Origin of the sequence: Paenibacillus sp. FSL K6-1096 (assembly GCF_037977055.1) — a bacterium.
In the GTDB taxonomy this organism is placed as follows: domain Bacteria; phylum Bacillota; class Bacilli; order Paenibacillales; family Paenibacillaceae; genus Paenibacillus_AQ.
This window is the reverse complement of record NZ_CP150274.1, coordinates 5,978,989-6,003,195: the sequence shown is the minus strand read 5'-3', so window position 1 is coordinate 6,003,195 and position 24,207 is coordinate 5,978,989. Positions and strand designations below refer to the sequence as shown.

The window sequence follows — 24,207 nt, the reverse complement described above, 5'->3', positions numbered from 1 at the left end:
AGACCTTTCGCTGGCATCTTCAGACCGGGGCCTTCCTGCTGCCTCACAGTCCATTGCTAACATATATGGCCCCATTATATCGGGTGAGAACCTGTTTTTGAATATTCATGGAAGGTTTATTGTCATCGCAGCTAAAATCAGCCGGGTAGTTTGTATATTGAACCTACATTTTATATCATGACTGTCACCACTCTTGACAAGCACTGCTATATGAATGGCGTCAATTACCGCCCCTTTATCTGTCATTCAGCATCCCTGAGCGTAGTCGTGCCGTTGATGTCCACCTGTACCTCAAGGTTAAGCTCAGTGCTCCTGATGATGTTCTGTCCGGCCAGCTGCGGGTATTTGCGTTCGAACTTCTCCGAGATATCGAACACATCGATCCCCTTATCCTTCCACTCCTGGAACAGCTTCAGGCAGTTCTGTCTGATCTTCGCGGCCAGCGAGGCTTCCAGCTCGGCGATATTCTCATCGGTCAGCTCCAGCTTGCCCTGGATGGCAGATACCTCCGTGTTCAGGCTCAGATGAATGTCCAGCCTTGCCGCCCCGTCTTCATAGCTGACCTTGGAGCGGTAACGGTTGCTCTGCAGCAGCAGATTCACCATTTTCGTCTGGTCTTCCGGGTTCTGAATGGCAATATTCCCTGATACCTTGTTGTTCAGCAGGAAGTTGAAGTAGATCGACTTCCTGCTGTCCAGCCTACCTACCATGGTGTAATCCTTCACCAGCGCCAGGCCATCCAGATAATATTGTCCCTTCGTATCCTCATCCTTCGATACATTCATAACCGACATGGAATTCACATAATCCCCGGTCAGCCGCTGATTCATGAATTCCTTGATATTGAGCTTGACGCCGTAAGAGGTCACAGAGGATTTCGAGCCCAGCATGTCATAGAGATACAATCCGGTCATAATCTCTTCATCATGATTAGGCTTAATGAACGAATCTGTAGTCCCAACATAGATTCCCAGAAGCGTGCGGGCGCTGGACTCCTGCCACCGGTCGAACAGCTCAAAGGCCTGATTCAGCCCGCTGCGCGCAAACCGCTCGGTGAACAGAATGACCTTATTGTGCGCCAGTGTCACCGGAGCGCTGGTGAAGGTCTCCAGCCGGTTCATCGCTTCGCCCGGATTCTGTGTCGCGATTTTGTAAATAATCCGCTCTTCCTGGTTCGCCTCCTTGGAGGAGCTGCGGATGGAATTCAGCGTCTCGAAATAGAAGACACAATTCTTCTCCTCATCCGTGTCGATCAGAATCGAGGTCACGAACACGATATGGTCCAGGTCTCTGTACCCGAGACAAGAGGATAACACAAGACACTGCACCGACAGCAACATGGCAAGCAGCAGCCTCCTGACGGTGAGCGTACTCATTTCCTGCTCCTGCTGCCGCTGTACAGGAACGGACGCGATACCTTGTTCAGCGGTCCCCGGACCAGAACATCCCGGTTCGCCGCCCGGAACGAACGCTCGGTGCCCAGCGGGAAAAGATACGGATAATCACAGGACCGCAGTGAGGCCAGGTGGGCAGCCAGCAGAATAACGCCCAGGTAGAAGCCGTGCAGCCCGAAGCAAGCGGACATAATAATAGAGAAAACCGCCCAGACTGATACCGCCGAGGTCAGCCGGGGATTGATGAAGGAAGTGATCGCGTAGATTCCGGTCACCACCACTGTCGCCTGGGAGGCCAGTCCCGCTCCAACAGCGGCATCCCCCAGGATCAGTGCGCCGACGATGCTGAGCGCCTGCCCGATCTGATGCGGCAGCCGCCTGCCCGCTTCCCGGGACAGCTCGAAGAACAGGAACATGAGAATCACCTCCACCACAGTCGGGAATGGCACACCGGAGCGGGAGACGGCCAGCTTGAAGACGAAGGCCGAGGGAATCAGCGAGAAATGATGGGTGGTCAGGGCCACATAGAAGCCAGGGAGCAGCAGCGACAGCAGCAGGGAGCCGAACCGGACCAGCCGCAGCAGCGTCACGAATATTCTGTTGGTGGCATAATCATCAGGCGACTGCAGGTTCTCGAAGAAGAAGCAGGGAGCCGTCAGCGCAAACGGCGTCCCGTTGACAATGACCGAGATTCTGCCCTCAAACAGCTTAGCCACAACAGCATCCGGCTTGTCGGAGTAGCCTATCGTATCAAACAGCGTTTTGCCCGGACCCAGCGCCTCGGCAATATACTGTGCGCCAAGCACGAACTCATTCTCCATCGCCTCCACCTTCTGCCGGACCGTGGCCACCAGATCGCCTGGCGCCGCACCCTCCACGTAGAGCAGCACCGCCTCTGTCTTCGACTGCCGGCCCAGAATATGGCGCTCAATCTTCAGCTTCTCTGTGACCATCCGCTTGCGGATCAGGCTGACATTATTGGCCAGCAGCTCATTGAAGCTCTCGTTCGAGCCGACCAGCGAGGATTCGAATTGCGATTTCTCAACCGCACGGGACTCAATCTTCCGGGCATCGAAATAAATGGCATAGTCCATCTCTTCAAAAATCACGACCGGATCACCGGCCAGCACATGCGAAAGCGCCTCAGCCAGATCATGGACCTCGCCGAACTTGGACACCGATATGGCCTGCTGGACAGCCTCCCTGGTTGTAATCTCCGTATCCGCCTGGGAGAGGGGATCGATAATATGTTGGCTGATATAGCCGGAGTCACAGATCGTTTCTATGAAAAAAAGCGGAATCACTGAATGTTTCATTACGATATCACGCCTGATGAAATCAAAGCAGCCGCTTAGTTCAGCAGCAAGCCCGTCCGCCTTCACGGTCATACTCTCTCCACCCTTCATCCTGAAGTAGTATGGATAGTATGCCAAATTTACGGAATAACATCCGGGATTCAGGCTCATACTAAAGAGGAGTCTACATTTTACTGGCGAAGGAGTCTTGCGGGACCGATGAACTCCAAACATCTTTTTTTCATCATCAGCGCGCTGGCCATTGTAACCCTGAAGACCTTCCCTTCTTCGTTCCTTAAGCTGGGCGGCAGAGACACCTGGATCGCAATGATCGCGGCTTCGGTATGTATTCTTGTGTACACCTGGCTGATTCTGACCATTCACCGACGGACGAAGAATTACAATCTGCCCGATATTTACGCGAAGTCGCTGGGGAAATGGGGCGGGGGCTTTTTCTCATGCCTCTTTATGCTGACCGTTCTATTAACTATATTTGAGAGCGCGGGGGCGGAGGCCAGCGTCATGCACACAGGCTTTCAATTGTTCACCCCGGTATGGGTGTTCATTATGGTGACTGCGTTCGCTACGGTATATGTGGTCAAAAAAGGCATCGCCTCGGTGACCATCACCACGATCATCGTGATCTTCTTCATCAGCCTGTCCGGTATTCTGCTGTCCTTCCTGACCCATAAGTATAAGGATATGAAGTACATCCATCCGATTATGGAGCACGGAGTGACGCCGGATCTGCTGCTGGCTACCCTGAAGATTCTCGGCGCATTGAGCTGTGTCAGCATCATGATCCCCTACCTGGACAGCGTGCGCGACAAGTCGAAGCTGATGCGGCATACCACCATCGCCATGCTGTTCGTTGTCCAAATGCTGATCTTCTCGATGCTCGGCGTCATTACAACCTTCGGGGCCGACCGGGCCGTCAATCTGCTATTCCCGAAGCTGACACAGACGCAGATTATCAGCGCCTTCGGCTTCCTGGAGGCCGGCGAGCTGTTTGTCATGCTGCAGGTGGTGGCCGGCTGGTTCATCCGGTACATCGTCTGCTTCTTTGCCCTGATGGAGCTGATCCGGCTGTCCGGGCTGAAGCTCCGTTTCAAAGAGCATTACATCTGCGCGCTGACCATCCTGTTCTCGTATCTGTTCTCCAGAGACCTGTTCAATATGTTCAAGCTGCTTGACTACCTGCTCTATATTCAGCTGGTTAACTTCCTGGTGATTCCCCTGATTCTCTACTCTATTTATTATGTCCGTAAAAAGCGCGTCCCGGGTTGACCGGGAACGCGCTGCGGCTTAGCAGTGCCTTAGAAGCGGGCGACGTAAAACTCGCGGTTCGCCGGGACGAATCTCTGCACCTGCTGCACATTGTCCGCATCGAAGATACGGAGCGTATAGCTTACACTGGTAAGAGTGCTAATGGTGTTAAATTGGGCGACGCCAAACTCGTCGAACTGAGCTGTGATTGTTGTACCGGAGCTTCGCGTCAGGGTAGCTCTCCAGCCCTGGGTTTCATAAGGGACGTTGTTCGTGTTGATTGCAAGCACGATGAAGTTGTTCAGCACCTGTCTGATCCGCCGTCTTCTGGGTCTGACTGCGGCTGCTCTTGCTTTTTTGACCATCTGGAGACGTTTGGCCAGTAATGCCTTCTTCTCTGTTTCTTTCAATGCCTTCACCACTTTCTGTTAAGATACAGTAGTAAATGCAAATCAGAATCCTCCCGAAACGCGCTCCTGCCTTTATTTTCCATAAATGTAGTATTGCCTTGGTTCTATGGTTTCGTACCCGCCTGACACCCGGACGCATACAATGCTTCCATAGAGGTGATCACACAATGAGGAACAAGAAATCATGGGTCAGGCATCATGCCGCGAAGCTGAACCGCCCCCTGAAGCACACCATCCGCAAAGCCTATCATTCTACTGCCCCTGCGGGCGCAATACCAGTGATTATACAGTTCCGCCAGCCGTTAACTGCAGCAGGCCTGCGGGAGCTGAAGCGCCATCTGGGTCCGCATGCCCTCCCGGTCAAGCATCATCTGCGGCTGCACCGGGCCGTTGCCTCCCGGGTCTCGCTGAAGGGCCTGGAGCGGGTATGCGGCTGGAAGGGCGTACGTAAAGTCTACCTGGACGGGATCAAAAAAGCCTCACTGAACATTGCCACTCCATCTATCGGAGCTACAGCCGTTAAACGCTCAAGAGGGCTGACCGGAAAAGGGATCAACATAGCCGTGCTCGATACCGGCGTGTACCCGCATCCCGATCTGATCCGTCCGGTTAACCGCATCCTGGCCTTCAAGGATTACATCAATCACCGGAAATGTCCGTATGACGACAACGGCCACGGCACGCATATCACCGGGGATGCTGCCGGGAACGGCTGGTCCAGCCGCGGCAAATACCGGGGGCCCGCCCCCGAGGCCGGAATCGTCGCCATCAAGGTGCTGGACCGCAACGGGGACGGGTATGACTCCACCATCATCAAGGCGATTGAATGGTGCATTGCCCGGCGCCGCAAGCTGGGGCTGCGCATCCTGTCCATGTCCTTCGGCGGACCGGTCGCCCCGGAAGTCAAGGATGATCTGCTCGTCCAGGCCGTAGAGCGGGCCGTCAAGGCCGGTCTGACCGTAGTGATTGCCGCAGGTAACAGCGGTCCGGGACGGCGGACCATTGAGTCCCCCGGGATCAGCCCCTCCGCCATTACGGTCGGCGCAGTGAACGACCGCCGGACGCTGACCCAGAAGGATGACCGGATCGCGGTCTATTCCAGCCGCGGCCCTGCCCCGGGCTGCCGGGTGAAGCCTGACCTGGTTGCTCCCGGCGACAATGTCATCTCGCTGCGCGCCCCCGGCTCGCTGCTGGTCCGCAGAATGCCGGGCGACAAGGTCGGCAAGCGGTACTTCAAGCTGTCCGGCACCAGTATATCCACCCCGATTGTCTCCGGTGCCGCCGCACAGCTGCTGCAGCTCCGCCCCTGCCTGTCCCCGCGCCAGGTGAAGACGCTGCTGAAGCAGAATGCCTTTCCGCTCCGCCTGAAGCCGAACACCGGCGGCAGCGGGGAGATTGATGTGCGTTTCCTGTTGAAGCGCGGCTGCCGTAAATAACCCGGACTGTCATTAGGCAACCGTTCCCGGTTATTCCGGGAGCGGTTGCCCGTCCGAGTAAGCAATATCCGGCCACAGAGTCTGCGCCCAGGCCAGCAGCGCCTCATCTTCCCCGTAAGCGCCAATACACTGGAAGCCAAGCGGCAGCCCGCCGAGGGTAGCCGCAGGCAGGCTGACCGACGGACACCCGGCGAATCCCCAGACCGCCGGCATCCCCGCCCAGCCTGTATTCCGCTCCTCCACCTTAGGTGCAATTCCTCCCTGGGCAGGGGATACCCACAGGTCAATGCCCTCCCGCACCATCAGGTCCTTCAGCCCGCGGCGCAGCTCCCGCTGCAGATTACGGTACTGCGCAAGCTCCTCCTCCGGAATCTGTTGTCCTCTAAGAATCGCCTCCTTCACCGGAACCCCGTATTCCGCCCGATGCCCGGCGAACCACTGCTCATGCCCGCGTGCCAGCTCGCCCTCAATGAAGCGCAGCATAGCGTTGCCGTAGATCAGCTCATCCTCCCATGGCATTTGGACGTAGCGGACCGTATAGCCAAGCTGCTCCAGACCCGCGATCTGCGCTTCGAATGCAGCCTTGACCTCCCCGCTCATCAGCTCCATATAGACGCCCTTCGGAATGCCCAGCACCGGCAGACGGGTGACATCGGCGGGGCTGATGTGCCAGTCCGGGACAAGCAAGGCGGCCGCAGCCTCCATATCAGGCAGGCTCTGTGTGAAGAAGCCAATCGTGTCCCAAGCAGGCGACAGCAGCAGCACCCCGTCCAGCGGCACCCTGCCATAGCTGGGCTTGAAGCCGACCACTCCGCAGAACGAAGCCGGAGCGATCACCGAGCGCAACGTCTGGGTGCCCACTGCGAGCGGACACAGCCCGGCAGCAACCGCTGCGGCCGAGCCTGCACTGGACCCGCCGGGCGTATGCCCGGTATGATGCGGATTGCGCGTGGCAATCGGCCCGTTGTAGGCAAATTCCTCGGTCACCGTCTTCCCGGCGATCACTGCTCCCAGGGCGCGGAGCTTCGTGACCAGCGACCCTTGGGAGCCGGTCAGCAGGCCGGCGGGCAGCTGCGAGCCCGCTTGCGTAGGCAAGCCGTCCACATGCAGCAGATCCTTAATGCCCACAGGAACACCCAGTAAGGCCGGCTTTACTCCGTCTTTGCTGATCCTGTGCTGCAGGCTTTCTTTTTCCCGGTTAAAACGCTGCCGAACCTCCTCTTCAGGAACAAACGCATGGATATGCGGCTCAACCTTGCTGAAGCGCTCCATGTACAGGTCAAGTACATTTTCCGGCGAATAACCGGGCTCACGGATACCGTCCATCATTTCAGTCAGGGACACCTTGTGAATCAGCATGATATCATCTCCATGGAAGATTATGTATAACACTAAGCTTGTTACGGCTCAGACTTGGAATGGTAGCAGGAAACTTCCAACGAAACCAGAGATACAGTATAATTCCGCTATCCGCCTTAAAAGTCACCCAATCGGCCTGTCTCAGCAGCAATAACGGATTTTCAGTCCGCCAAAGGTCCATATGACCCTGTAAATCCATATTAGCGGAATCTCAGTCCGCGCGCCCCCATTAGAGTCACAGTCACTCTCCTAGATTTGCAACGCATACTTGGACCATACGCAGCACCCGATCGGCACTATTCCCGCGCAGGCCCCTCACCCCCAACCTCAAAAAACCCGCAGATCAGCTCTGCGGGCTCTTGGAATATACGATTTTGCGGATACTATCTATCGACAGACCATATTGCTCGCACAACTGGTCCATGTCTGTACCGTTACGGTAGCCTTCGCGGATCTCCGCATTGCGGGTCCGGTAGTAGCCGGCTGCCCCGGAGCTTTCGCCCCACTTGCGGCGTTTGCTCGGACAGGCGGGGATATACAAGGATTCACCTTGTATATATTGCTGAATTTCCTTCAGCAGATGGTCTGGCAGCAGCTTGGCTGCATTTACACTTTTCATAAGGCTCGCTCCTTAAAATAAATTGATCTTTTAAGGGCAAAGCCTGTGTAAATAACCGTATCCATTCAATACTTCAGGCGAATATGAATCCGCTCCATGCAAAGCTATCGCCTTCGTTATTTCACAGGCTTTGCATGGAGTGTGCCGTGCTCATATTGACTCATCCGAAACATAGGTCTTCACCTCCCGGAATTCTATAATTGGTGCAGATTACCTCTATTCTAGAATAATTCCCATACCCGTTCAACCATACAGGCGCTGCTTCACCCGCAATTAGCTATAATCAAACTTTACTGCCTGAATATTAGTTTTTTGCGGACGCCGATTATATAATAGAGTCTATATGGTAAAGAAAGGATGCGATGCAGCCCATGAAATTTACTGAATATGTGTACGAACGTCCGGATGTCGAGCAATTCAAGCAGGAGTTCACCACTCTGATCAAAGACCTGGAGACAGGCAACCTGGAGGAACAAAAAGCCGCAGTAGCTGCAATAAACAAGCTTCGCAGCCGCTTCGACACCATGGAGACCCTGGTCAGTGTCCGCCACTCGATGAACACCGAGGATACGTTCTACAAGGCGGAACAGGATTATATGGACGAGACTGGTCCGGTGATCCAGGAGTATATTACAGAGTATTACCGGGCGCTGGTCAACTCCAAATACAGAGCCCAGTTCGAGCAGGAATGGGGAACGCAGCTGCTAAGTCTGGCCGAAATCTCCCTGCGCACCTTCAGCCCTGAGGTCATTTCAGACCTGCAACTGGAGAATAAGCTGACTTCTGAATACACCCAACTGATCGCCTCCGCCAAAATCATGTTCCAGGGCGAAGAACGCACCCTGGCCCAGCTGATTCCTTTTGATTCCTCCACCGACCGCGAAGTGCGCCGGGGCGCCTTCGAGGCCCGTTACGCCTTCATGGCCGAGCATGAGCCCGAGTTCGACCGGATCTATGATGAGCTGGTGAAGGTACGGGCGGGCATCGCCGCCAAGCTGGGATACCCGAGCTTCGTCGAGCTGGGCTATGACCGGATGGGACGCACCGATTACAATGCCGGGATGGTAGCGAACTTCCGCAAGCAGGTGCTGGAGCATATCGTTCCGGTGGCCGGGAAGCTGAAGCAGCGCCAGCGTGAGCGCCTGGGCCTGGACACCCTGAAGTTTTTCGACGAAGGCATCCAGTTCAACTCCGGCAACGCTACTCCTAAGGGAGATCCCGACTGGATCGTGGCCAACGGTGCTAAGATGTATTCGGAGATGTCCCCGGAGACCGGTGAATTCTTCAGCTTCATGCAGGAGAACGGGCTGATGGATCTGGTCAGCAGACAAGGGAAGCAATTCGGCGGCTACTGCACTTATTTCAGCGATTACCGCGCCCCGTTCATTTTCTCCAACTTTAACGGGACCTCCGGCGATATTGATGTGCTGACCCATGAGGTCGGGCACGCGTTCCAGGTGTATTCCAGCCGCGATATGGAGGTTCCTGAGTATGCGTTCCCTACCTCCGAGGCCGCTGAGATTCATTCCATGAGCATGGAGTTCTTCGCCTGGCCGTGGATGGACCTGTTCTTCCAGGAGGAGGCCGACAAGTACCGCTTCAACCACCTGGGCGATGCATTGGAGTTCATTCCATACGGCGTATCGGTCGATGAATTCCAGCATTATGTGTACGAGCATCCCGAGGCGACTCCGCAGGAACGCAAGCAAGCCTGGCGGCGCATTGAGCAGAAGTATCTGCCTCACCGCGATTACGACGGCAACGTGTACCTGGAGCAGGGCGGGTTCTGGCAAAAACAAGCCCACATCTACCGCCATCCGTTCTACTATATCGACTATACACTGGCCCAGCTCTGCGCCTTCCAGTTCTGGAAACGCTCGAACGAGGACTTTGCCTCAGCATGGCCTGATTACCTGAAGCTCTGCCAGGCCGGAGGCAGCAGATCCTTCACCGAGCTGGTGAAGCTGGCCGGACTCATCTCTCCTTTCCAGGACGGCTGCATCAGCTCCGTCATCGGCGAGATCGAGGGCTGGCTGAACAGTATCGACGATAAGGCGCTGTAAGCACCGGGATACCGCTGCAAATACAACAAGCCCCGATATGAGGACATCGGGGCTTGTTCACGTGCCGCTAGCTAACCGCTTACTTCTTTTTGCGCTTCTCCGCAGCCTGCTGCTGATTCTCCGCCACCCGGAATTGGACGATTCTCGTAATGAGCTCATAGGGAAGCGGCTCGCGGATCGGAAATTGCACTGACCCTTTGGCTCCTTTATAGCGTGCCAGCTCCTCCTTGAAGGCTTCGATTCCGCTAGGTGCCGGATAGAACCCGATGTGCGTTTTATAGGCGGCAAAATGCACCAGATTCTTATGCAGATACCAGGTCGGCATCTGGTAGCTGATCTTCTCTTCGGCCTCGGGTGCAGCCTCCTGAATGACCCTCCGCAAGCTCTGCAGCAGCTCCTGAACCTCCGGTTCAAAGGCCGCAATATACTGGTCAACCGATTCATAGGTGACTTTGTTCTTTTCCACTTGTGCTTCCCCTCCCTTAGGTTCATTTCTTTCCCGCATAGAACTGCAAATATTCGTCCATATGGCCCATCCAATAGTCTCCGTCATGCTGGCCGGCTCTGAGGTGATATTCCACCGGCACGCCCTTATCCTTCAGCAGGGTGTACAGCTTCTCCGCCCCTTCGAAGAACCGGTAGCTGTCCTCAGCCCCGCAATCCAAGTAGACCCCCATATCCGTAAGCTCCAGCTTCTCCGCCAGAAGAATCGGATCACGCTCCTGCCGCAGCGCTTCCGTCGGATACAGGAACTGGATCAGGCCGTTCGCCCCGCCAACCGCCGACCAGTCGTCCAGGAACAGCGCTGGGCTATGACCGCCAGCCTTGCTAAAGACATCACTGTGTAAAAATGCAGCATGAAGGCTGATAAATCCGCCCATCGACACCCCGCCTATATACCTTGACTTCCGGTCCGCCCGGGTATTGAAGTGCGTGTCCACATAACCTACAACGTCCTTGACCAGATAATCCTCATACCTCCCGCGGTAGAGCGCCGAAGGATCACCGGGATTGTTTACATTATACACGGGGGAGGAATTCAGACCATAGCTGTTATCCATCTGGGGAGAGACGATAATGAGCGGTTCAATTAGGCCATCCTTGATTAATTGTTCCGCATTCTGCTGAATCTTCAGCCCCTCAAACATATCTGATTCCCGGCTGCCATAGCCATGAATGAAATAGAGCACCGGGTAGCGCTGCTGCGTGTTATAGCCTTCAGGAAGGTAGATACTTAGCCGCATGTCCTGATCCAGGGCCTCACTGCGGAAGGTCAGCTGTTGAAGCCCTGGCGTCTGAAGCGGCGTGGCTTCAGCTTTATCTGCTGCGGGTTCCGAAGAGTTAACCGATGAACACCCTTCAAGAAGCAGAAACACCGGCATAACCAGTGACAAAGACGTACAGAGCATAATCTGAAACAGAACCCGCCTGAACCCCTGAGAACCCTTCAATTCCATCGCCCCCCGTTACTGCTGCAATCGCAGCGCTTACATTTAACGATATCACAAGAATGGATATTAATGGTATAACAAAATAACCCCACAAAGTGGAGCTTTAGAGTAGGTGGTGACTCAGGTACTTGGCGGGGACCCCAAAACACCTGAATATCTTACAAAAAAGGCCGCATCGGCTGCGGCCTTCCCCTGCATCTATATCCTAATTAAGCTTAATAAACTGCCACTTCTGAGCATCCGTGCCGTTGTCCGTCCATTGCTGCACGACGGCACCGTCTGCTGTAGAAGAATTTGAGACGTCCATCGCCAGCCCGCTGGCCTTGGAGATTACCTTGTAATACCCGCCGCCGACGTCGATGATCTTCCACCGCTGGGCGTTGCTGCCATTGTCATTCGCCTGCTGGAGCTGGACGCCGCTGGCGGTGGAGGCATTCGGCACATCCAGTATTTTGCCGCTGTGCATGGCGGTGAGCTTGTAGTAGCCGTCTCCGGTGCTCTCTACTTTGAATTGCTGGTTGGCGGCGGTGAGGTTCGTCCACTGGTGAACCTTCGCTCCGTCTGCGGTGGAGATCTCCTTCACATCCAGCACCTTGCCGCTTGCCTTGTTCATTAAGGTATAGACCCCGCCGCTGACAATCCCGCTTGTTGGAGCACCCTGTTGATATACCCGCACATAATCCACAAGCATCTGCGCCGGGAAGCTGGTCGACCCGTTCGGAGCACCCGGCCAGTTGCCGCCTACCGCAAGATTCAAGAGCAGGAAGAACGGTCTCTGGAATTCCTCAGTGTTGCCGGTTCCGTTCTCAATATTGAATTCATTGAACTGGTTGCCGTCCACGAACCACCGGATATACTTGGAATCCCATTCCACGCTATAGACATGGTACTGGGAGAAGTCCAGATTGCCGGACACCCGCCCGTAATCGGCATGGCCGCCGGCATCCCAGTGTACCGTACCGTTAACGGCAGCGTTATTATTCACCCGCTCCATAATATCGATCTCACCGCAGGCCGGCCAGCCGGCGGAAGTGATATTGGAGCCAAGCATCCAGAATGCAGGCCATAATCCCTGCCCCGAGGGCAGCTTGATGCGGGCTTCGATTTTGCCGTACGTGAAGGTCTTCAGCCCCTGCGTCTTAATCCGCGCCGAGGTATAGTTCATGCCGCCATAGTTTTCCTTCTGCGCTGTAATCACCAGATTGCCGCCGGTCACCTTCAGATTCTGGGAACGGTTCGTATAATATTGCAATTCATTATTGCCCCAGCCGCCGCTGCCTGTGCCGGTCTCGGCCGTCCAGTTCCCGCTATTCAGCGAAGAGCCGTCGAATTCATCGCTCCAGACCAGATTCCAGGTTGCTGCACTTGCGCTTCCCGCAGGCACCAGTGCGGTCAGTAATGCGAACATCAGGAGCAGGCTTAAGACTTTCCCTCTTCTTGGCATCATTGTCCTCCTCATTGTTTTTCGTGAATGGCCGGCAATACTCAATGCACACCATTAAAACCTAACCCAACCGGTTTCGAAAATGGATTGGTACCGCCTTCATCCACTACACCCCATATATATCGTTTTTGCTCCCCGTAAGAACCGGAATTTTGACAAATCAGCGAACTCAGTGCACACAGCAAAAGACCGCTTCCAAAAGAAAGCGGCCCTCTGCTCGGTTCATTCTGTTCCGGTAGCCTTACTCCAGTCCGTTCTCTTCGCGGATCTTGTACAAGCCCTGCAGGAGCAGCTCGGACGGATCGCGGTTAAGCTGCAGATGCATCAGCAGCAGGTGGAGCGGGATCGCGCAGACATTGTTCCCGTCCGTGATCGCAGGGAAGCCTGCTTCAAAGACCGGCCCATGCTCTTCATTCCAGGCCAGTCCGGCATGGACCTGCTCCGGTGCGAACTCCTCCGTCACAGCGGCAATGCACATAGGAACCAGCACATTATCCACAGCGGCCTTGGCTTCCTCTTCGCTGGTGAGCGGTCTTGGCATGGAGTTGCCGCCCTTGGTCTTCATCAGCTCGTGGAAGAAGGAGGCCATCCAGATCTCCGGACTGTTGCCGGACTGGAACCGGTTCGCCAGCTCACGCAGGAAGAAGCCGCAGTAGTAATCCGAATTCTCCTTATCCTTCACTCGGTATATAAATACCGGACCGTAGGCCTCCAGATTCAGCACCTGGCCCTCAACATCACTGAAGCTCATCTTGAGCGCTACAATGCCGTTATGGAAAACAGCCTTCAGCAGTTCGTTCCAATTCTCTTCGGTCATGGCCTTCTCGGCAGCTTCTGCTTCGCCGCCTGCGGTCTCATTGGTTGGTTCATTCGTTGTTTCATTCGTCATAATTAGATTCACCCCGCCTTCTATCATACCATCCTATTGAACAAGGTAACATACCATATCTCTCAGGTTCAAATGGAAAACTTTACCTGTCCCTGATGTATGTCCTGCTGGTGAAGTGCTATACTAAGCGATAGAGTTACCATTCATTTCACAGAAGGGAATGATATAGAACGATGAATACCGAACAACTGGACAGAATGCATACCGGCAGAGGCTTCATAGCTGCCCTGGATCAGAGCGGCGGAAGCACCCCCAAGGCCTTACGTCAATACGGCATCAAGGAAGACCGTTATACGGGCGATGAAGAGATGTATACGCTGGTCCACGCGATGAGAACCCGCATTATCCAGAGCCCCGCCTTCCAGTCCCAGTACATCCTCGGTGCGATTCTGTTCGAGAACACGATGGACCGGTCGATTGACAAGCAATTTACTGCCGATTATCTGTGGAAGCGTAAAGGGATTGTGCCATTTCTCAAAATCGACCAGGGACTGGCCGAGCCTCAGCACGGTGTACAGCTCATGAAGCCTATTCCCGGCCTGGATGACTTGCTTAAGCGGGCAGTAGACAAGCATATCTTCGGCACCAAAATGCGCTCCGTCATTCATGACGCCAACCCGGAGGGCATTCATCTTGTGGTGCAGCAGCAGTTCGAGCTGGCCCGGCAGATCGCCGCATACGGGCTGGTTCCGATTATTGAACCGGAGGTGGATATCCTCAGCCCGGACAAGCAGGCGTCCGAGCAGATCCTGAAGCGTGAGCTGGCTAGCCACCTGTCCGAGCTGGACGATGATGTCAAGGTTATGCTCAAGCTGTCTCTCCCCACTGAGGATGACTTCTACCGGGACCTGACCGCCGATCCCCATGTGGTGCGCATCGTAGCCCTGTCCGGCGGGTATACCCAGGCTGAGGCGAACGAGAAGCTCGCCCGTCAGCATGGCGTGATTGCCAGCTTCTCCCGCGCGTTGTCCCAAGGTCTCACCGATCAGCAGAGTGACGAGGAATTCCACAAGACTCTTGCTGCCTCTATCGAGGCTATCTATGAAGCTTCCATCACCTGAATAGATAAAACAAGGAAGACCCCGGGCCACCAGCCTGGGGTCTTCCTGTATACAGCAGCAGGCTGTAGCTACACGCTTGCCAATCTGGCGGCTTCCTCGCGCACCATCGGCGCAACCTCCGTCCCGAAGAGACGGATGGCCTCCATCACCTCGGCATGAGGCATAGAGCCGTGCGGAACATGCAGCAGGAACCGGGTAATCCCTACGTGCTTGTACAGATGGATGATTTTGCGGGCCACCGTCTCCGGGTCCCCTACATACAAAGCACCATCGAAGCTACACGCAGCATCATAATCCGCACGCTCATAAGAAGGCAGGCCTTTCTCCACCGCCCGGACATTCGTCCGTGCGTACGTGGACGGGAAGAACTGCTCTACCGCCTGCTGCCGGGTCTTCGCAACGAAGCCATGGGAGTGTGAGGCAATCGGGAGCTTCGACACATCATGGCCTGCCTTGGCTGCCGCCTCCTTGTAAAGCCGTACATGCTGGGCATAATCGGAAGGGTTCACATTGCCGATGATGGCCAGGGCAAAGGGCAGGCCCAGCGTACCGGCACGGACCGCAGACTCCAGGCTTCCGGCACTCGCGATCCAGACCGGAAGCGGGTTCTGCTCAGGGCGCGGGTAGATCCCCAGATCCTTAATCGCCGGACGGTGCTTCCCGCTCCAGGTCACCCGCTCCGCCTCGCGGAGCTTCAAGAGCAGATCAAGCTTCTCGTCAAACAGTTCTTCGTAATCCTTCAGATCATAGCCGAATAACGGGAATGACTCGGTGAACGAGCCGCGCCCGACCATAATCTCGGCCCGGCCGTTCGAGAGGCCGTCCAGGGTGGCGAAATCCTGAAATACGCGCACCGGATCGGCTGAGGAGAGGATCATGACCGCGCTGCTCAGACGGATTCTGTCCGTCAGCGGCGCAGCTGCAGCCATCAGCACCGCAGGCGACGAAGCGGCAAAATCAGGCCGGTGATGCTCACCTACGCCGTATACATCCAGTCCCACCTGATCCGCAAGTCTGATCTCCTCCACAACCTCGCGCAGCCGCTCCGCATGGCTCAGAGTTACTCCGGTATTCACATCAGGCGTTGTCTCGACAAAGGTGCTTATTCCAAGTTCCACTAATAGTTCCTCCCAGATGTCATTCATTCTCAGATGTGTTACTTCACCAATTCCTCCAGGCTGCCGAACAGGCCGGAGGCCGACTTCAGCTTCGCTTCATTACCAACCACGCAAAGGTAGTTCTGCGCGGCCACATCCTTCAGTAATTCCGCATAGCTGCGGATATCCGCAGCGGTAGCCGACAGAATCTCATTGCGTTCACGCTGAAGGTCTTCTGCGCTGAGCTGTTCGAAATAATAACGGTCCGCCTGCCGGCCCTGTGCACCGGGACTCAGCGGCTGATCCAGCATCGCCAGGGTGCCGATAACCGCTCCCTCCATCTCCTCTTCACCTGCTGCATAACCGGCAGCAAACTGGTACGCCCGGTCATAAATCTCCAGAGTCTCCTGCAGATTGGGATCGCGGTAGGAGGTGAACAGGAGAATGCCGTCCCGGCGCAGCTGCAGATTGGCGCCATACGCGCCGCCCTTGACCCGGACCGCATTCCACAGGTAGGTCAGGCTGAGGATTTTTTTGAGGACCTGGAGCTTGCCGGAATACGTGAAGCCCAGCTTTTTATAATCATAGCCCTTGACTACATACTGAACCTGGCTCGCGGACATGAAGCCTTCATTACCGGCGCGGCCACGCGCAGACAATAGCGGCATGGATCGGGTCTGCCGGTCCGCAAGGTCCAGCTCCGTAAAATGCGCCGCAAATTCAGCAAAGGTATCCGAGGTTCCGGTAACCGAGAGCGTTACATTCTGCTTATTGAACAACATTTCACCGATGTCCTTAAGTGTGTCCGCCAGCTCATCGGCCTGACGGTCAATGCAGCGGGCCAGCTCCTTGATGAACTGGTAATAAGCCACGCCGCCAAGCTGCTCCTCATACATTCCTCTGTCCGAGAAGTAGGAGAGCGCACGGCTGGCTGCAATCTCATTGCCCTTCTGGATCAGCGCCGCTTCCATGGCTGACGCCTCCCGGCGGACAATCTCCTGCAGCTTGGACAGATGGTCCAGGCGGCTATGGTAGAGCATTTCATGCAGCAGCTTCAGCGAGGCGCCGATGTTGCCCTGCATCACCTTGATGCGCGCGCTGAACTTGGCCTGATAGCCTTGTCCAGCCGCTTTTCCGGCTCCGAATACCTCATTCTGAAACCGGATGCCCCCGGTGGTGATCCCGATTTCGCTGGTCAGCTCCTCAATGCTGTAGGCCTCCGTCTCCAGTTGGCCCAGCACTCTCGCCAGCAGCTCCAGGTAAGGAATCTGATCAGCCGGAAGCACGCCGGTATCCCAATACAGCTTGATGTAGCCGATCGTATTCGCAGCCGCCTCATGATGCAGCACCTTGATCCCGTCCAGCGAATGCTCATATGTAGGAATACTGTCCGGAACACTGCGGTCAATATCGTGCAACGTCAGTTTGGGAAGCTTCTTCAGCTCTTCAGCAGCATCCGGCGTGTTCTGGCGGTCCAGCAGCTTTTGTGTAAGGAGAACGTGCTGCTCCAGTTCCGGCGGAGTCAGAGACGCTTTGTACTCAGCCAGTCGGCTGCGCACCGCAGCTTCCCGCTCACCCGCCAATGTCCCGGAGGGCTTCAGCACAACGACACTGCAATGATTGCTGCCCAGCAGATAGGTCTCGATCAGACGCTCAAAGTAACGGTCGCCGATCTGACTGCGGATCGACGCAAGCGCGGCCTCATATTCCAGATAAGCGGTCGGCGGGCCGTCATAGAGCCAGGACTTCATCACTTCCATGCTATAGGTCAAGCCCTTCGGATACTGGGCGAAGTCTGCTTCCCGCAGCTCGAATTCCTTGCTGTTCACCGCAGCCAGCACCAGCTTCTGATCCAGTCCCTCCGCCGCCAGACGGCTTAACACGGTTCTGACCAGTTCCACGAATGCCTCTTTGGCCTCGGGGTTGGAATGCGTCAGGGCAATGCCCAGCATAGGCTGAACCATACTGTCCGAATAGAAGGCAACCACATCCTTGCCAAGCCCGCTCTCCAGAAGAGCCTGCTTCAGCGGGGCGGCGTTGCTATCCATCAGCATGTTTTTGAGAATGGCGAAAGCCAGATTCAGCTCCCGGTCCAGAGAGGTTCTCAGGACATAGTTCAGGCTCACATACGTCTTGTCCGCAGCGCTCTCCGCTGCCAGAATCGGATACTCTGCGTTAAGTTCCTTGATCCCGGTCGGCTGCTGCAAGGAAATTGACGTATCCACTGCCTTGCGGGTATAGCGGCTGAGATACTCCTCATGGATAAACTTCAGCCTGTCTTCAATATTCAAGTCCCCATACAGGTAGAAATAACTGTTGGACGGGTGATAATAATTCCGGTGCGCCTCCAGGAATTGTTCATAGGTCAAGGCAGGGATATCCTGCGGATCGCCGCCGGAGGAATGACGGTAGATGGTATCCGGGAAAAGCGACTTTTTGATCCGGTCAATCAGGACCGTAACCGGCGAGGAATACGAGCCTTTCATCTCATTGTAGACGACGCCCTTGTAGATCAGCTCATCCTCCGGCTTCGCCAGCTCGTAATGCCACCCCTCCTGTTCAAAAATCTCCGGCTGCGCGTAAATATTCGGCTGAAACACGCTGTCCAGGTAGACCTCCATCAGGTTGGCATAGTCCTGGTGATTACGGCTGGCTACCGGATACATTGTTTTGTCGCTGAACGTGAACGCGTTCAGGAAGGTCTTCATCGAACCCTTAAGCAGCTCCACGAACGGTTCCTTCACCGGAAATTTCGCCGAGCCGCAGAGGACCGAATGCTCCAGAATGTGAAACACTCCGGTGCTATCCTCCGGCGGGGTACGGAAGGTGACGCTGAATACCTTGTTGTCATCCTGATTCTGCACATAGAGCAGCCTTGCCCCGCTCTGCTGATGCTCCATCGTATATACGGAGGATTCGATCTCGCCGATATACTGCTGATGTAAGACTTGAAACCCGGAATAGATTTGGCCTGTACTTAAGCTGCTCATCCTAATTCCCTCCTTGGTTCAGGGCTGCCCTGATCTTATGAGCTTATCATATCTCCGCTTCCGGCTTCCACCAGAGTCAGGGCCAGAGTCCATGGCAGACGCTCCGGCTATACCTGGCTCAGCTTCTGAGCCGCCTCTTCCTCATCCGCCACGAAAAAGAAATCCGTCCCGTGATTACATTCATAGATGAAATCGCGCAGACTGCGGCTGTTATAGCCGCTGAAATCCCCGACCACCGCTGCCTTAACCTGATAATTAATGAACTTCTGCAGAATCTCGCCGGCCAGCCGTGTCTTAAGCTCGAAGAAATCCTCGCTTAGCAGCGCCTTATGTATTACTATGCGGTCACAGTCCGTTTCATAGCGGACCGACATCATCAGATCGAGCGCGCTCTGGACATCGTTCACTATAGCCTCGTTTCCGCTCACGACCGCAATTTTGGTACCGCCGGCTTCCGTTGTTGTTATGTTCAATTGACTGACCTCCTGTTCGGGTATGTTAAGTTGTACAGATAGCGTATAATGAACGCAATTGAATTATACAGCAAAGGATGGACAGACATGAAGCTTAAGATGAATTGGATCACACTCAGGGTGCGCGATCTGGAGGCCTCCCTCGATTTCTACCACCGGATTCTGGGACTTCCAGTGGAGCGCAGGTTCGAGAGCAGAGGGAAACAAATTGTCATGCTGGGCGAAGAGGGGCTGCCGAAGCTTGAGCTGATCCAGGGCAGCGACCCGGCGCTGAAACCGGAATGCGGGGTGTCTATCGGTTTCGAGGTCGGGTCACTGGATGAAGCAATAGACGAGTTGGCCAAGGAGGGAATCCCGGTCGCCCGCGGCCCCATCGCTCCAAATCCCAGCATACGCTTCTTCTATATCCTTGACCCGGACGGCTTCGAGGTGCAGCTTGCGGAGCATATGTAGGGTGTAGGACCAGGTTGCGGAATATGCGGCGCACAATCAGGCGAACACAATGTGTTCGCTTTTTCGCATACATTCCGCCCACGCGCCTCCGCCACGCCCAATGTATTCGCTTTTCCGCATACATTCCGCCCGCACGCCCACGCCACGCCCCAATGTATTCGCTTTTTCGATTACATTCCGCCCACACGCCTCCGCCACGCCCAATGTGTTCGCTTTTTCGATTACATTCAGCCACGCGCCTCCGCCACGCCCCAATGTATTCGCTTTTTCGATTACATTCCGCCCGCACGCCTCCGCCATGCCCAATGTGTTCGCTTTTTCGCATACATTCGGCCCACGCGTCCACGCCATACCCAATATGTTCGCTTTTTCGATTAGATTTAGCCCACGCGCCCACGCCACGCCCCAATGTATTCGCTTTTTCGCATACATTCCGCCCACACGCCTCCGCCACGCCCAATGTATTCGCTTTTCCGCATACATTCGGCCCGCGCGCCTCCGCCACGCCCAATGTATTCGCTTTTCCGCATACATTCGGCCCACGCGCCTCCGCCACGCCCAATGTATTCGCTTTTCCGCATACATTTAGCCCTCACGCCTCCGCCACGCCTGATGTGTTCGCTTTTCCGCATACATTCGGCCCGCAGGCCCACGCCACGCCCAATGTATTCGCTTTTCCGCATACAATTCTCCAGACAGCAAAAAAACGGCATTTCTGCCGTTTCTTAAGGGATGGACTCTCAGGGACTCGAACCCTGGACCAATTGATTAAGAGTCAACTGCTCTACCAACTGAGCTAAGAGTCCATATGGTGTATATATCTCATTCTACTAGACGAGAATCTCTAAGCTGATCACGCCCGCTCAAAAGATACTTTAATAATATACGTCCTGAGACAGGCGTTGTCAACTGTTTTTATAAATTTTCTCCGCTCATACCTGTTAACCGCAGTCTACACCCTATTCTTCCGCATCATAATCACGTACACAGGCAGCCCGGCAAGCGTAATGCCAATCCCAATCAGCGAGCGCAACGGGTCACTGATAATCGTGCTGACCAGAATGTACAGGCCTCCTGCGACGCCAAGGATCGGAGTGAGCGGATAGAGCGGCACGCGGTAGCGGCCTTGCCCGGGCGGCGTGGTGACGCGCAGAATGAATACACCGAACACCCCCATCGTGAAGAAGATCCACAGCACGAACACCAGCAGATCCGTCAGCGTATTGAAGGTTCCCGAGAAGATGTAGACCACCGCCAGTACACTCTGAAAAATAAGCGCATTAGCCGGTGTCTGGAACCTCGGATGAATGCGGCTGAGCACCTTGGCGCAGGGAATCTGCCCGCGCGCTCCCATCGCCTGCGGCACCCGTGCTGCCGTCATCAGGTAACCGTTCAGCGCCCCCAGCACGGAGACGATAATCCCTGCCGTAATGAAAGCACCCCCGCCGTTTCCGAACAGCGCCTCCGCCGCATCTGCACCCGGTGTCTCAGACGACACAATCTGCTCGTAAGGCAGCGCCTTAAATACCGCCAGATTGAACAATACATAGACGGCAATGACAAAAATAACGCCAATCGAAATCACCTTCGGCAGCGTCCGGGCCGGGTCCTTGATCTCTCCTGCCATATTGGTGACGCTGATCCAGCCGTCATAGGCCCAGAGGGTGCCCAGCACCGCTGCCCCGAAGCCCGCTCCCGCCGCAGATACACTGATTCCGCTGAAGCCGGGAGCGGCACCCGAGAACAGCCCCACGCCCACAATGCCCGCCACCGGAATGAGCTTCCCGACCGTGGCTACCGTCTGAATGATGCCGCCGAAACGCGTGGCGATCACATTCATCAGCAGGATGAAGGCCAGAATCCCCACGGCCACCAGCTTCTGCTGCCAGGCATTCAGCGGCACGAAGTACCCCGAGTAGGTAGCAAAAGCAATCGCCAGCGCGGCCACCGAAGCCGGGTACGAGATCACGGCCTGCACCCAGCCCAGCAGATATCCGGCCACTCCGCCGTACAACTCAGTTAGATATGTATAGAGTCCCCCCGACTGCGGAATGGCCGCTGCAATCTCCGCCACACTCAGCGCGGAAGCCAGCGTAATGATCCCTCCCGCCAGCCAGGCCAGAATACTCATCCACGGGGTTCCTGCATCGCTCAACACAATCCCAGGCTTCAAAAAAATCCCCGATCCGATAATCATCCCGACCACCAGGGCCAGGGCTTGCATAAAGGTGATGCTTTGGGTTAACGGTTTCGATTTCATGGTTTCTTTCCTTGTCCTTCCATTCTATGTGAGTTATAGTCTCCGTAGTAAATTCTCTGTTCTTGCACTCCGCCCCTCTTTTTGAATCAGGATAATTTGGTTATAAATCAAACTTACCATTGAACCATCCATGATATGGAAGATATACTATTTGGGAGCGCTATCACTGACCCTTCTTCATCTTGGCGCTACTACCTTTCGGGGAGGCATATACGTATGCTCTACACTCCTGGCAAGACCGACTGCTCACCGGCAGAGGTCCAATACGACGCTTCAAGAATCGATGTGCTGCATAACCACCTTCAACAGCTAATCGACGAGCACAAAATTCAGGCCGCCGCCTTCTGCGTATCCAGATACGGCAAAACATTCATGCACGGCGCAATCGGCCCCCGTTCTTACCGTAACGACCCGGCAGACCCGCTGCTGCCGACAACGGTTCATCAGATTGCTTCCATTACCAAGTCAATTACCTCCGTGGCGATTGCCAAGCTGGTGGAGGATGGCGTACTGCGGCTGGATCTGCCTGTGGGCATGTTCCTGAAGCCGTTTGATGTGGAGCCGTTCAGCAAAATCGATATTTACAGCCTGCTGACCCATACCTCCGGCCTGTTCCCGGACTGTGCGAGCGACCTGATTCCTTACCATAAGTCTTACTGGGAACGGGTTGGCGAATATTTTGAGCAATACAAACCGGAGGACGGCGAGCCGGACTGGATCACAGCCGCGCTGAGCTGCGGGATTGACAACCCGGTCGGCCAGGAATGGCAATACTGCTCCTTCGGCTTCTGTATTCTTGGCGAGATTATTAAGAAGGTTACAGGCATGACTGCTGAACAGTACATAGAAGAGCAGATTCTGAAGCCGCTTGGCATGAATGATACGATGTGGGAGCCGACTCCCGAGCTGGCCAAGCGCTTCATACTCAGAAGTGAACGGAAGGAAAAGCACTGGAATAACGTCATCCATGGCACTGTGCCCGAGCCCCCTCCGGCAGAGAAGCTGTGGGAGAACGTATCCAGTACAGGGGGAGGCCTCTCCTCCACCCCGGCTGACCTCATCCGCTTCGCCAATATGCTGCTGGGCATGGGCACCCTGGACGGCACCCGCATTCTGGGCCGCAAGGCTGTTGAGAAGCTCACCACCCGTACCCTTTACGGCGTGCCCGACTACTGCTGGGGGAACAACACCAAGGACCGCAGCTACGGGATTGGCCTCGATATGCGTCAGGGTCCCGCCTTCTTCTATTCGCAGGGCAGTTATTTCCATGAAGGCGCCGGGGCCTGCTGCATGGTGATGGACCCTGCAGAGCAGCTGGCGGCGGTCTGGTTCGTGCCATTCGCTGACGATAACTGGCACGCGGAAGCCCTGTTCAATGTCACCAATATCATCTGGTCCGGACTGAGCTGATGCACCGCCTGAAGCATAATTGGGAGATCTGCCGGGCAGTCGCGGAGGTGACCTACAAGGAGTGGAGCGCCTACCGCACCCACTCCCTGGTGTCCGTGATTGTCGGCCCGGTCTACTTCATGGTGCAATATTTCATCTGGACATCAGTATACGGCGGGCAGACTACTACTTTGGGCGGGCTGGATCTCCAGCAGATGATCCGCTACTTCGGAGCGACAGCGCTGATCGGCTATCTGATTATGGATTTTGCCGACTGGAACCTGTCGATGCTGGTCCGCACCGGCAAATTCCTGACCTTCCATCTGCGGCCGGTCCATCACCGCTCCTTCGCCTTGTTCCAGAAGCTCGGGCACCGGATGCTCGGCTTCTTATTTGAGTTCCTGCCGTGCCTGCTGATCTTTATCTTCATCTTCGGAATCGATATGCGGCCGGCAAGCCTCCCCTGGACCCTGGTGTCCGTGGCGCTGGCCTTTCTGATGAATTTCTATGTCAATTATACGATTGGGCTTACCTCCTTCTGGCTGGTGCAATCGGGCGGGATACGCAGCGCCTTCCTATTGGTGTCGAGCATCTTCTCGGGTGCGCTGATTCCGCTCGATTTCTTTCCGCACTGGCTGCAGGTGACCCAGTTGTTCCTGCCCTTCCAGTACATTGCTTATATGCCTGCCATGGTGTTCACCGGCCATTATTCACTGGGCGGGCTGGAATTAACCATACCGCAGGCGGTAGGGATGCAGGCGGCCGCCGTGCTGGTGATGTTCGGCTGCAATGAGCTGATCCGCCGCCGGGCGATGAAGCAATTCACGGCAGTCGGCGCATGAGCGGCCAGCAGAAAGG

General features: G+C 55.5%; 20 protein-coding genes and 1 tRNA gene. 7 read left to right on the top strand and 14 right to left on the bottom strand.

The window, feature by feature from the left end; all coding sequences use genetic code 11:
- Positions 1 to 242: 242 nt before the first annotated feature.
- Positions 243 to 1,376, bottom strand: a complete 1,134-nt coding sequence (locus MHI24_RS26430) for a Ger(x)C family spore germination protein (RefSeq protein WP_340022530.1) — start codon at positions 1,374 to 1,376, stop codon at positions 243 to 245.
- Positions 1,373 to 2,782 carry a spore germination protein gene (locus MHI24_RS26425; RefSeq protein ID WP_340022529.1) on the bottom strand — a complete coding sequence of 470 codons (1,410 nt, stop codon included), beginning with the start codon at positions 2,780 to 2,782 and terminating at the stop codon, positions 1,373 to 1,375. The genes MHI24_RS26430 and MHI24_RS26425 overlap by 4 nt, the downstream gene beginning before the upstream one ends.
- Before the next feature lie 126 nt (positions 2,783 to 2,908).
- Between MHI24_RS26425 and MHI24_RS26420 the strand changes: the two genes are divergently transcribed.
- The gene (locus MHI24_RS26420) at positions 2,909 to 3,976 is read left to right on the top strand and encodes an endospore germination permease (RefSeq protein ID WP_340022528.1); all 1,068 of its coding nucleotides are present in this window, start codon (positions 2,909 to 2,911) and stop codon (positions 3,974 to 3,976) included.
- 29 nt (positions 3,977 to 4,005) lie between these two features.
- Here the strand turns inward: MHI24_RS26420 and MHI24_RS26415 are convergent, their stop codons facing one another.
- Positions 4,006 to 4,365 (bottom strand): hypothetical protein, encoded by a 360-nt coding sequence (locus tag MHI24_RS26415; protein WP_340022527.1) that lies wholly within the window; start codon positions 4,363 to 4,365, stop codon positions 4,006 to 4,008.
- Between the two features lie 167 nt (positions 4,366 to 4,532).
- Between MHI24_RS26415 and MHI24_RS26410 the strand changes: the two genes are divergently transcribed.
- Complete coding sequence (locus MHI24_RS26410; protein WP_340022526.1) at positions 4,533 to 5,801, top strand: S8 family peptidase; 1,269 nt, start codon at positions 4,533 to 4,535, stop codon at positions 5,799 to 5,801.
- Positions 5,802 to 5,831: 30 nt separating this feature from the next.
- On the opposite strand, the gene MHI24_RS26405 is transcribed toward MHI24_RS26410, so the two are convergent.
- Positions 5,832 to 7,160 carry an amidase gene (locus MHI24_RS26405; protein ID WP_340022525.1) on the bottom strand — a complete coding sequence of 443 codons (1,329 nt, stop codon included), beginning with the start codon at positions 7,158 to 7,160 and terminating at the stop codon, positions 5,832 to 5,834.
- Positions 7,161 to 7,503: 343 nt separating this feature from the next.
- Positions 7,504 to 7,779, bottom strand: a complete 276-nt coding sequence (locus MHI24_RS26400) for a CD3324 family protein (RefSeq protein WP_340022524.1) — start codon at positions 7,777 to 7,779, stop codon at positions 7,504 to 7,506.
- Between the two features lie 371 nt (positions 7,780 to 8,150).
- Here MHI24_RS26400 and MHI24_RS26395 point away from each other — a divergent pair, with 371 nt between their 5' ends.
- On the top strand, positions 8,151 to 9,842 hold the full coding sequence (locus MHI24_RS26395; protein ID WP_340022523.1) for a M3 family oligoendopeptidase: 1,692 nt from the start codon (positions 8,151 to 8,153) through the stop codon (positions 9,840 to 9,842).
- A 79-nt stretch (positions 9,843 to 9,921) separates the two neighbouring features.
- Here MHI24_RS26395 and MHI24_RS26390 read toward each other — a convergent pair whose 3' ends face one another.
- The 4 genes from MHI24_RS26390 to MHI24_RS26375 form a co-directional block, all read right to left on the bottom strand.
- Positions 9,922 to 10,308 (bottom strand): DUF1801 domain-containing protein, encoded by a 387-nt coding sequence (locus tag MHI24_RS26390; protein WP_340022522.1) that lies wholly within the window; start codon positions 10,306 to 10,308, stop codon positions 9,922 to 9,924.
- A gap of 22 nt (positions 10,309 to 10,330) precedes the next feature.
- Positions 10,331 to 11,293, bottom strand: a complete 963-nt coding sequence (locus tag MHI24_RS26385; protein WP_340022521.1) for an alpha/beta hydrolase-fold protein — start codon at positions 11,291 to 11,293, stop codon at positions 10,331 to 10,333.
- 205 nt (positions 11,294 to 11,498) lie between these two features.
- On the bottom strand, positions 11,499 to 12,737 hold the full coding sequence (locus MHI24_RS26380) for an RICIN domain-containing protein (RefSeq protein WP_340026799.1): 1,239 nt from the start codon (positions 12,735 to 12,737) through the stop codon (positions 11,499 to 11,501).
- Positions 12,738 to 12,978: 241 nt separating this feature from the next.
- Positions 12,979 to 13,626 (bottom strand): hypothetical protein, encoded by a 648-nt coding sequence (locus MHI24_RS26375; protein WP_340022520.1) that lies wholly within the window; start codon positions 13,624 to 13,626, stop codon positions 12,979 to 12,981.
- A 173-nt stretch (positions 13,627 to 13,799) separates the two neighbouring features.
- Between MHI24_RS26375 and MHI24_RS26370 the strand changes: the two genes are divergently transcribed.
- Complete coding sequence (locus tag MHI24_RS26370) at positions 13,800 to 14,687, top strand: fructose bisphosphate aldolase (RefSeq protein WP_340022519.1); 888 nt, start codon at positions 13,800 to 13,802, stop codon at positions 14,685 to 14,687.
- A gap of 68 nt (positions 14,688 to 14,755) precedes the next feature.
- On the opposite strand, the gene MHI24_RS26365 is transcribed toward MHI24_RS26370, so the two are convergent.
- From MHI24_RS26365 to MHI24_RS26355, 3 genes are all read right to left on the bottom strand, one after another.
- Complete coding sequence (locus tag MHI24_RS26365) at positions 14,756 to 15,805, bottom strand: Atu2307/SP_0267 family LLM class monooxygenase (protein WP_340022518.1); 1,050 nt, start codon at positions 15,803 to 15,805, stop codon at positions 14,756 to 14,758.
- A gap of 38 nt (positions 15,806 to 15,843) precedes the next feature.
- A complete protein-coding gene (locus tag MHI24_RS26360; protein WP_340022516.1) occupies positions 15,844 to 18,774 on the bottom strand; it encodes an insulinase family protein in 2,931 nt (976 codons plus the stop codon).
- Positions 18,775 to 18,881: 107 nt separating this feature from the next.
- Positions 18,882 to 19,247: a DUF4180 domain-containing protein gene (locus MHI24_RS26355; protein ID WP_340022515.1), complete on the bottom strand. Its 366-nt coding sequence runs from the start codon at positions 19,245 to 19,247 to the stop codon at positions 18,882 to 18,884.
- An 87-nt stretch (positions 19,248 to 19,334) separates the two neighbouring features.
- On the opposite strand from MHI24_RS26355, the gene MHI24_RS26350 reads away from it, so the two are divergent.
- The gene (locus MHI24_RS26350; protein WP_340022514.1) at positions 19,335 to 19,700 is read left to right on the top strand and encodes a VOC family protein; all 366 of its coding nucleotides are present in this window, start codon (positions 19,335 to 19,337) and stop codon (positions 19,698 to 19,700) included.
- Positions 19,701 to 20,433: 733 nt separating this feature from the next.
- On the opposite strand, the gene MHI24_RS26345 is transcribed toward MHI24_RS26350, so the two are convergent.
- Both MHI24_RS26345 and MHI24_RS26340 read right to left on the bottom strand, forming a co-directional pair.
- Positions 20,434 to 20,506: transfer RNA gene (locus MHI24_RS26345), tRNA-Lys, on the bottom strand.
- A 146-nt stretch (positions 20,507 to 20,652) separates the two neighbouring features.
- The gene (locus MHI24_RS26340) at positions 20,653 to 21,960 is read right to left on the bottom strand and encodes an amino acid permease (protein WP_340022513.1); all 1,308 of its coding nucleotides are present in this window, start codon (positions 21,958 to 21,960) and stop codon (positions 20,653 to 20,655) included.
- Positions 21,961 to 22,176: 216 nt separating this feature from the next.
- Here MHI24_RS26340 and MHI24_RS26335 point away from each other — a divergent pair, with 216 nt between their 5' ends.
- Both MHI24_RS26335 and MHI24_RS26330 read left to right on the top strand, forming a co-directional pair.
- On the top strand, positions 22,177 to 23,370 hold the full coding sequence (locus tag MHI24_RS26335; protein ID WP_340022512.1) for a serine hydrolase domain-containing protein: 1,194 nt from the start codon (positions 22,177 to 22,179) through the stop codon (positions 23,368 to 23,370).
- Positions 23,370 to 24,191 carry an ABC-2 family transporter protein gene (locus tag MHI24_RS26330; protein WP_340022511.1) on the top strand — a complete coding sequence of 274 codons (822 nt, stop codon included), beginning with the start codon at positions 23,370 to 23,372 and terminating at the stop codon, positions 24,189 to 24,191. The genes MHI24_RS26335 and MHI24_RS26330 overlap by 1 nt, the downstream gene beginning before the upstream one ends.
- Positions 24,192 to 24,207: the final 16 nt, after the last annotated feature.

Excerpts from the sequence above, each read along its gene's own strand:
- MHI24_RS26430 (WP_340022530.1), bottom strand. The coding sequence starts at position 1,376 with ATGAGTACGCTCACCGTCAGGAGGCTGCTGCTTGCCATGTTGCTGTCG.
- MHI24_RS26425 (WP_340022529.1), bottom strand. The coding sequence starts at position 2,782 with ATGACCGTGAAGGCGGACGGGCTTGCTGCTGAACTAAGCGGCTGCTTT.
- MHI24_RS26420 (WP_340022528.1), top strand. The coding sequence starts at position 2,909 with ATGAACTCCAAACATCTTTTTTTCATCATCAGCGCGCTGGCCATTGTA.
- MHI24_RS26410 (WP_340022526.1), top strand. The coding sequence starts at position 4,533 with ATGAGGAACAAGAAATCATGGGTCAGGCATCATGCCGCGAAGCTGAAC.
- MHI24_RS26405 (WP_340022525.1), bottom strand. The coding sequence starts at position 7,160 with ATGCTGATTCACAAGGTGTCCCTGACTGAAATGATGGACGGTATCCGT.
- MHI24_RS26400 (WP_340022524.1), bottom strand. The coding sequence starts at position 7,779 with ATGAAAAGTGTAAATGCAGCCAAGCTGCTGCCAGACCATCTGCTGAAG.
- MHI24_RS26395 (WP_340022523.1), top strand. The coding sequence starts at position 8,151 with ATGAAATTTACTGAATATGTGTACGAACGTCCGGATGTCGAGCAATTC.
- MHI24_RS26380 (WP_340026799.1), bottom strand. The coding sequence starts at position 12,737 with ATGCCAAGAAGAGGGAAAGTCTTAAGCCTGCTCCTGATGTTCGCATTA.
- MHI24_RS26375 (WP_340022520.1), bottom strand. The coding sequence starts at position 13,626 with ATGACGAATGAAACAACGAATGAACCAACCAATGAGACCGCAGGCGGC.
- MHI24_RS26370 (WP_340022519.1), top strand. The coding sequence starts at position 13,800 with ATGAATACCGAACAACTGGACAGAATGCATACCGGCAGAGGCTTCATA.
- MHI24_RS26360 (WP_340022516.1), bottom strand. The coding sequence starts at position 18,774 with ATGAGCAGCTTAAGTACAGGCCAAATCTATTCCGGGTTTCAAGTCTTA.
- MHI24_RS26350 (WP_340022514.1), top strand. The coding sequence starts at position 19,335 with ATGAAGCTTAAGATGAATTGGATCACACTCAGGGTGCGCGATCTGGAG.
- MHI24_RS26340 (WP_340022513.1), bottom strand. The coding sequence starts at position 21,960 with ATGAAATCGAAACCGTTAACCCAAAGCATCACCTTTATGCAAGCCCTG.
- MHI24_RS26335 (WP_340022512.1), top strand. The coding sequence starts at position 22,177 with ATGCTCTACACTCCTGGCAAGACCGACTGCTCACCGGCAGAGGTCCAA.
- MHI24_RS26330 (WP_340022511.1), top strand. The coding sequence starts at position 23,370 with ATGCACCGCCTGAAGCATAATTGGGAGATCTGCCGGGCAGTCGCGGAG.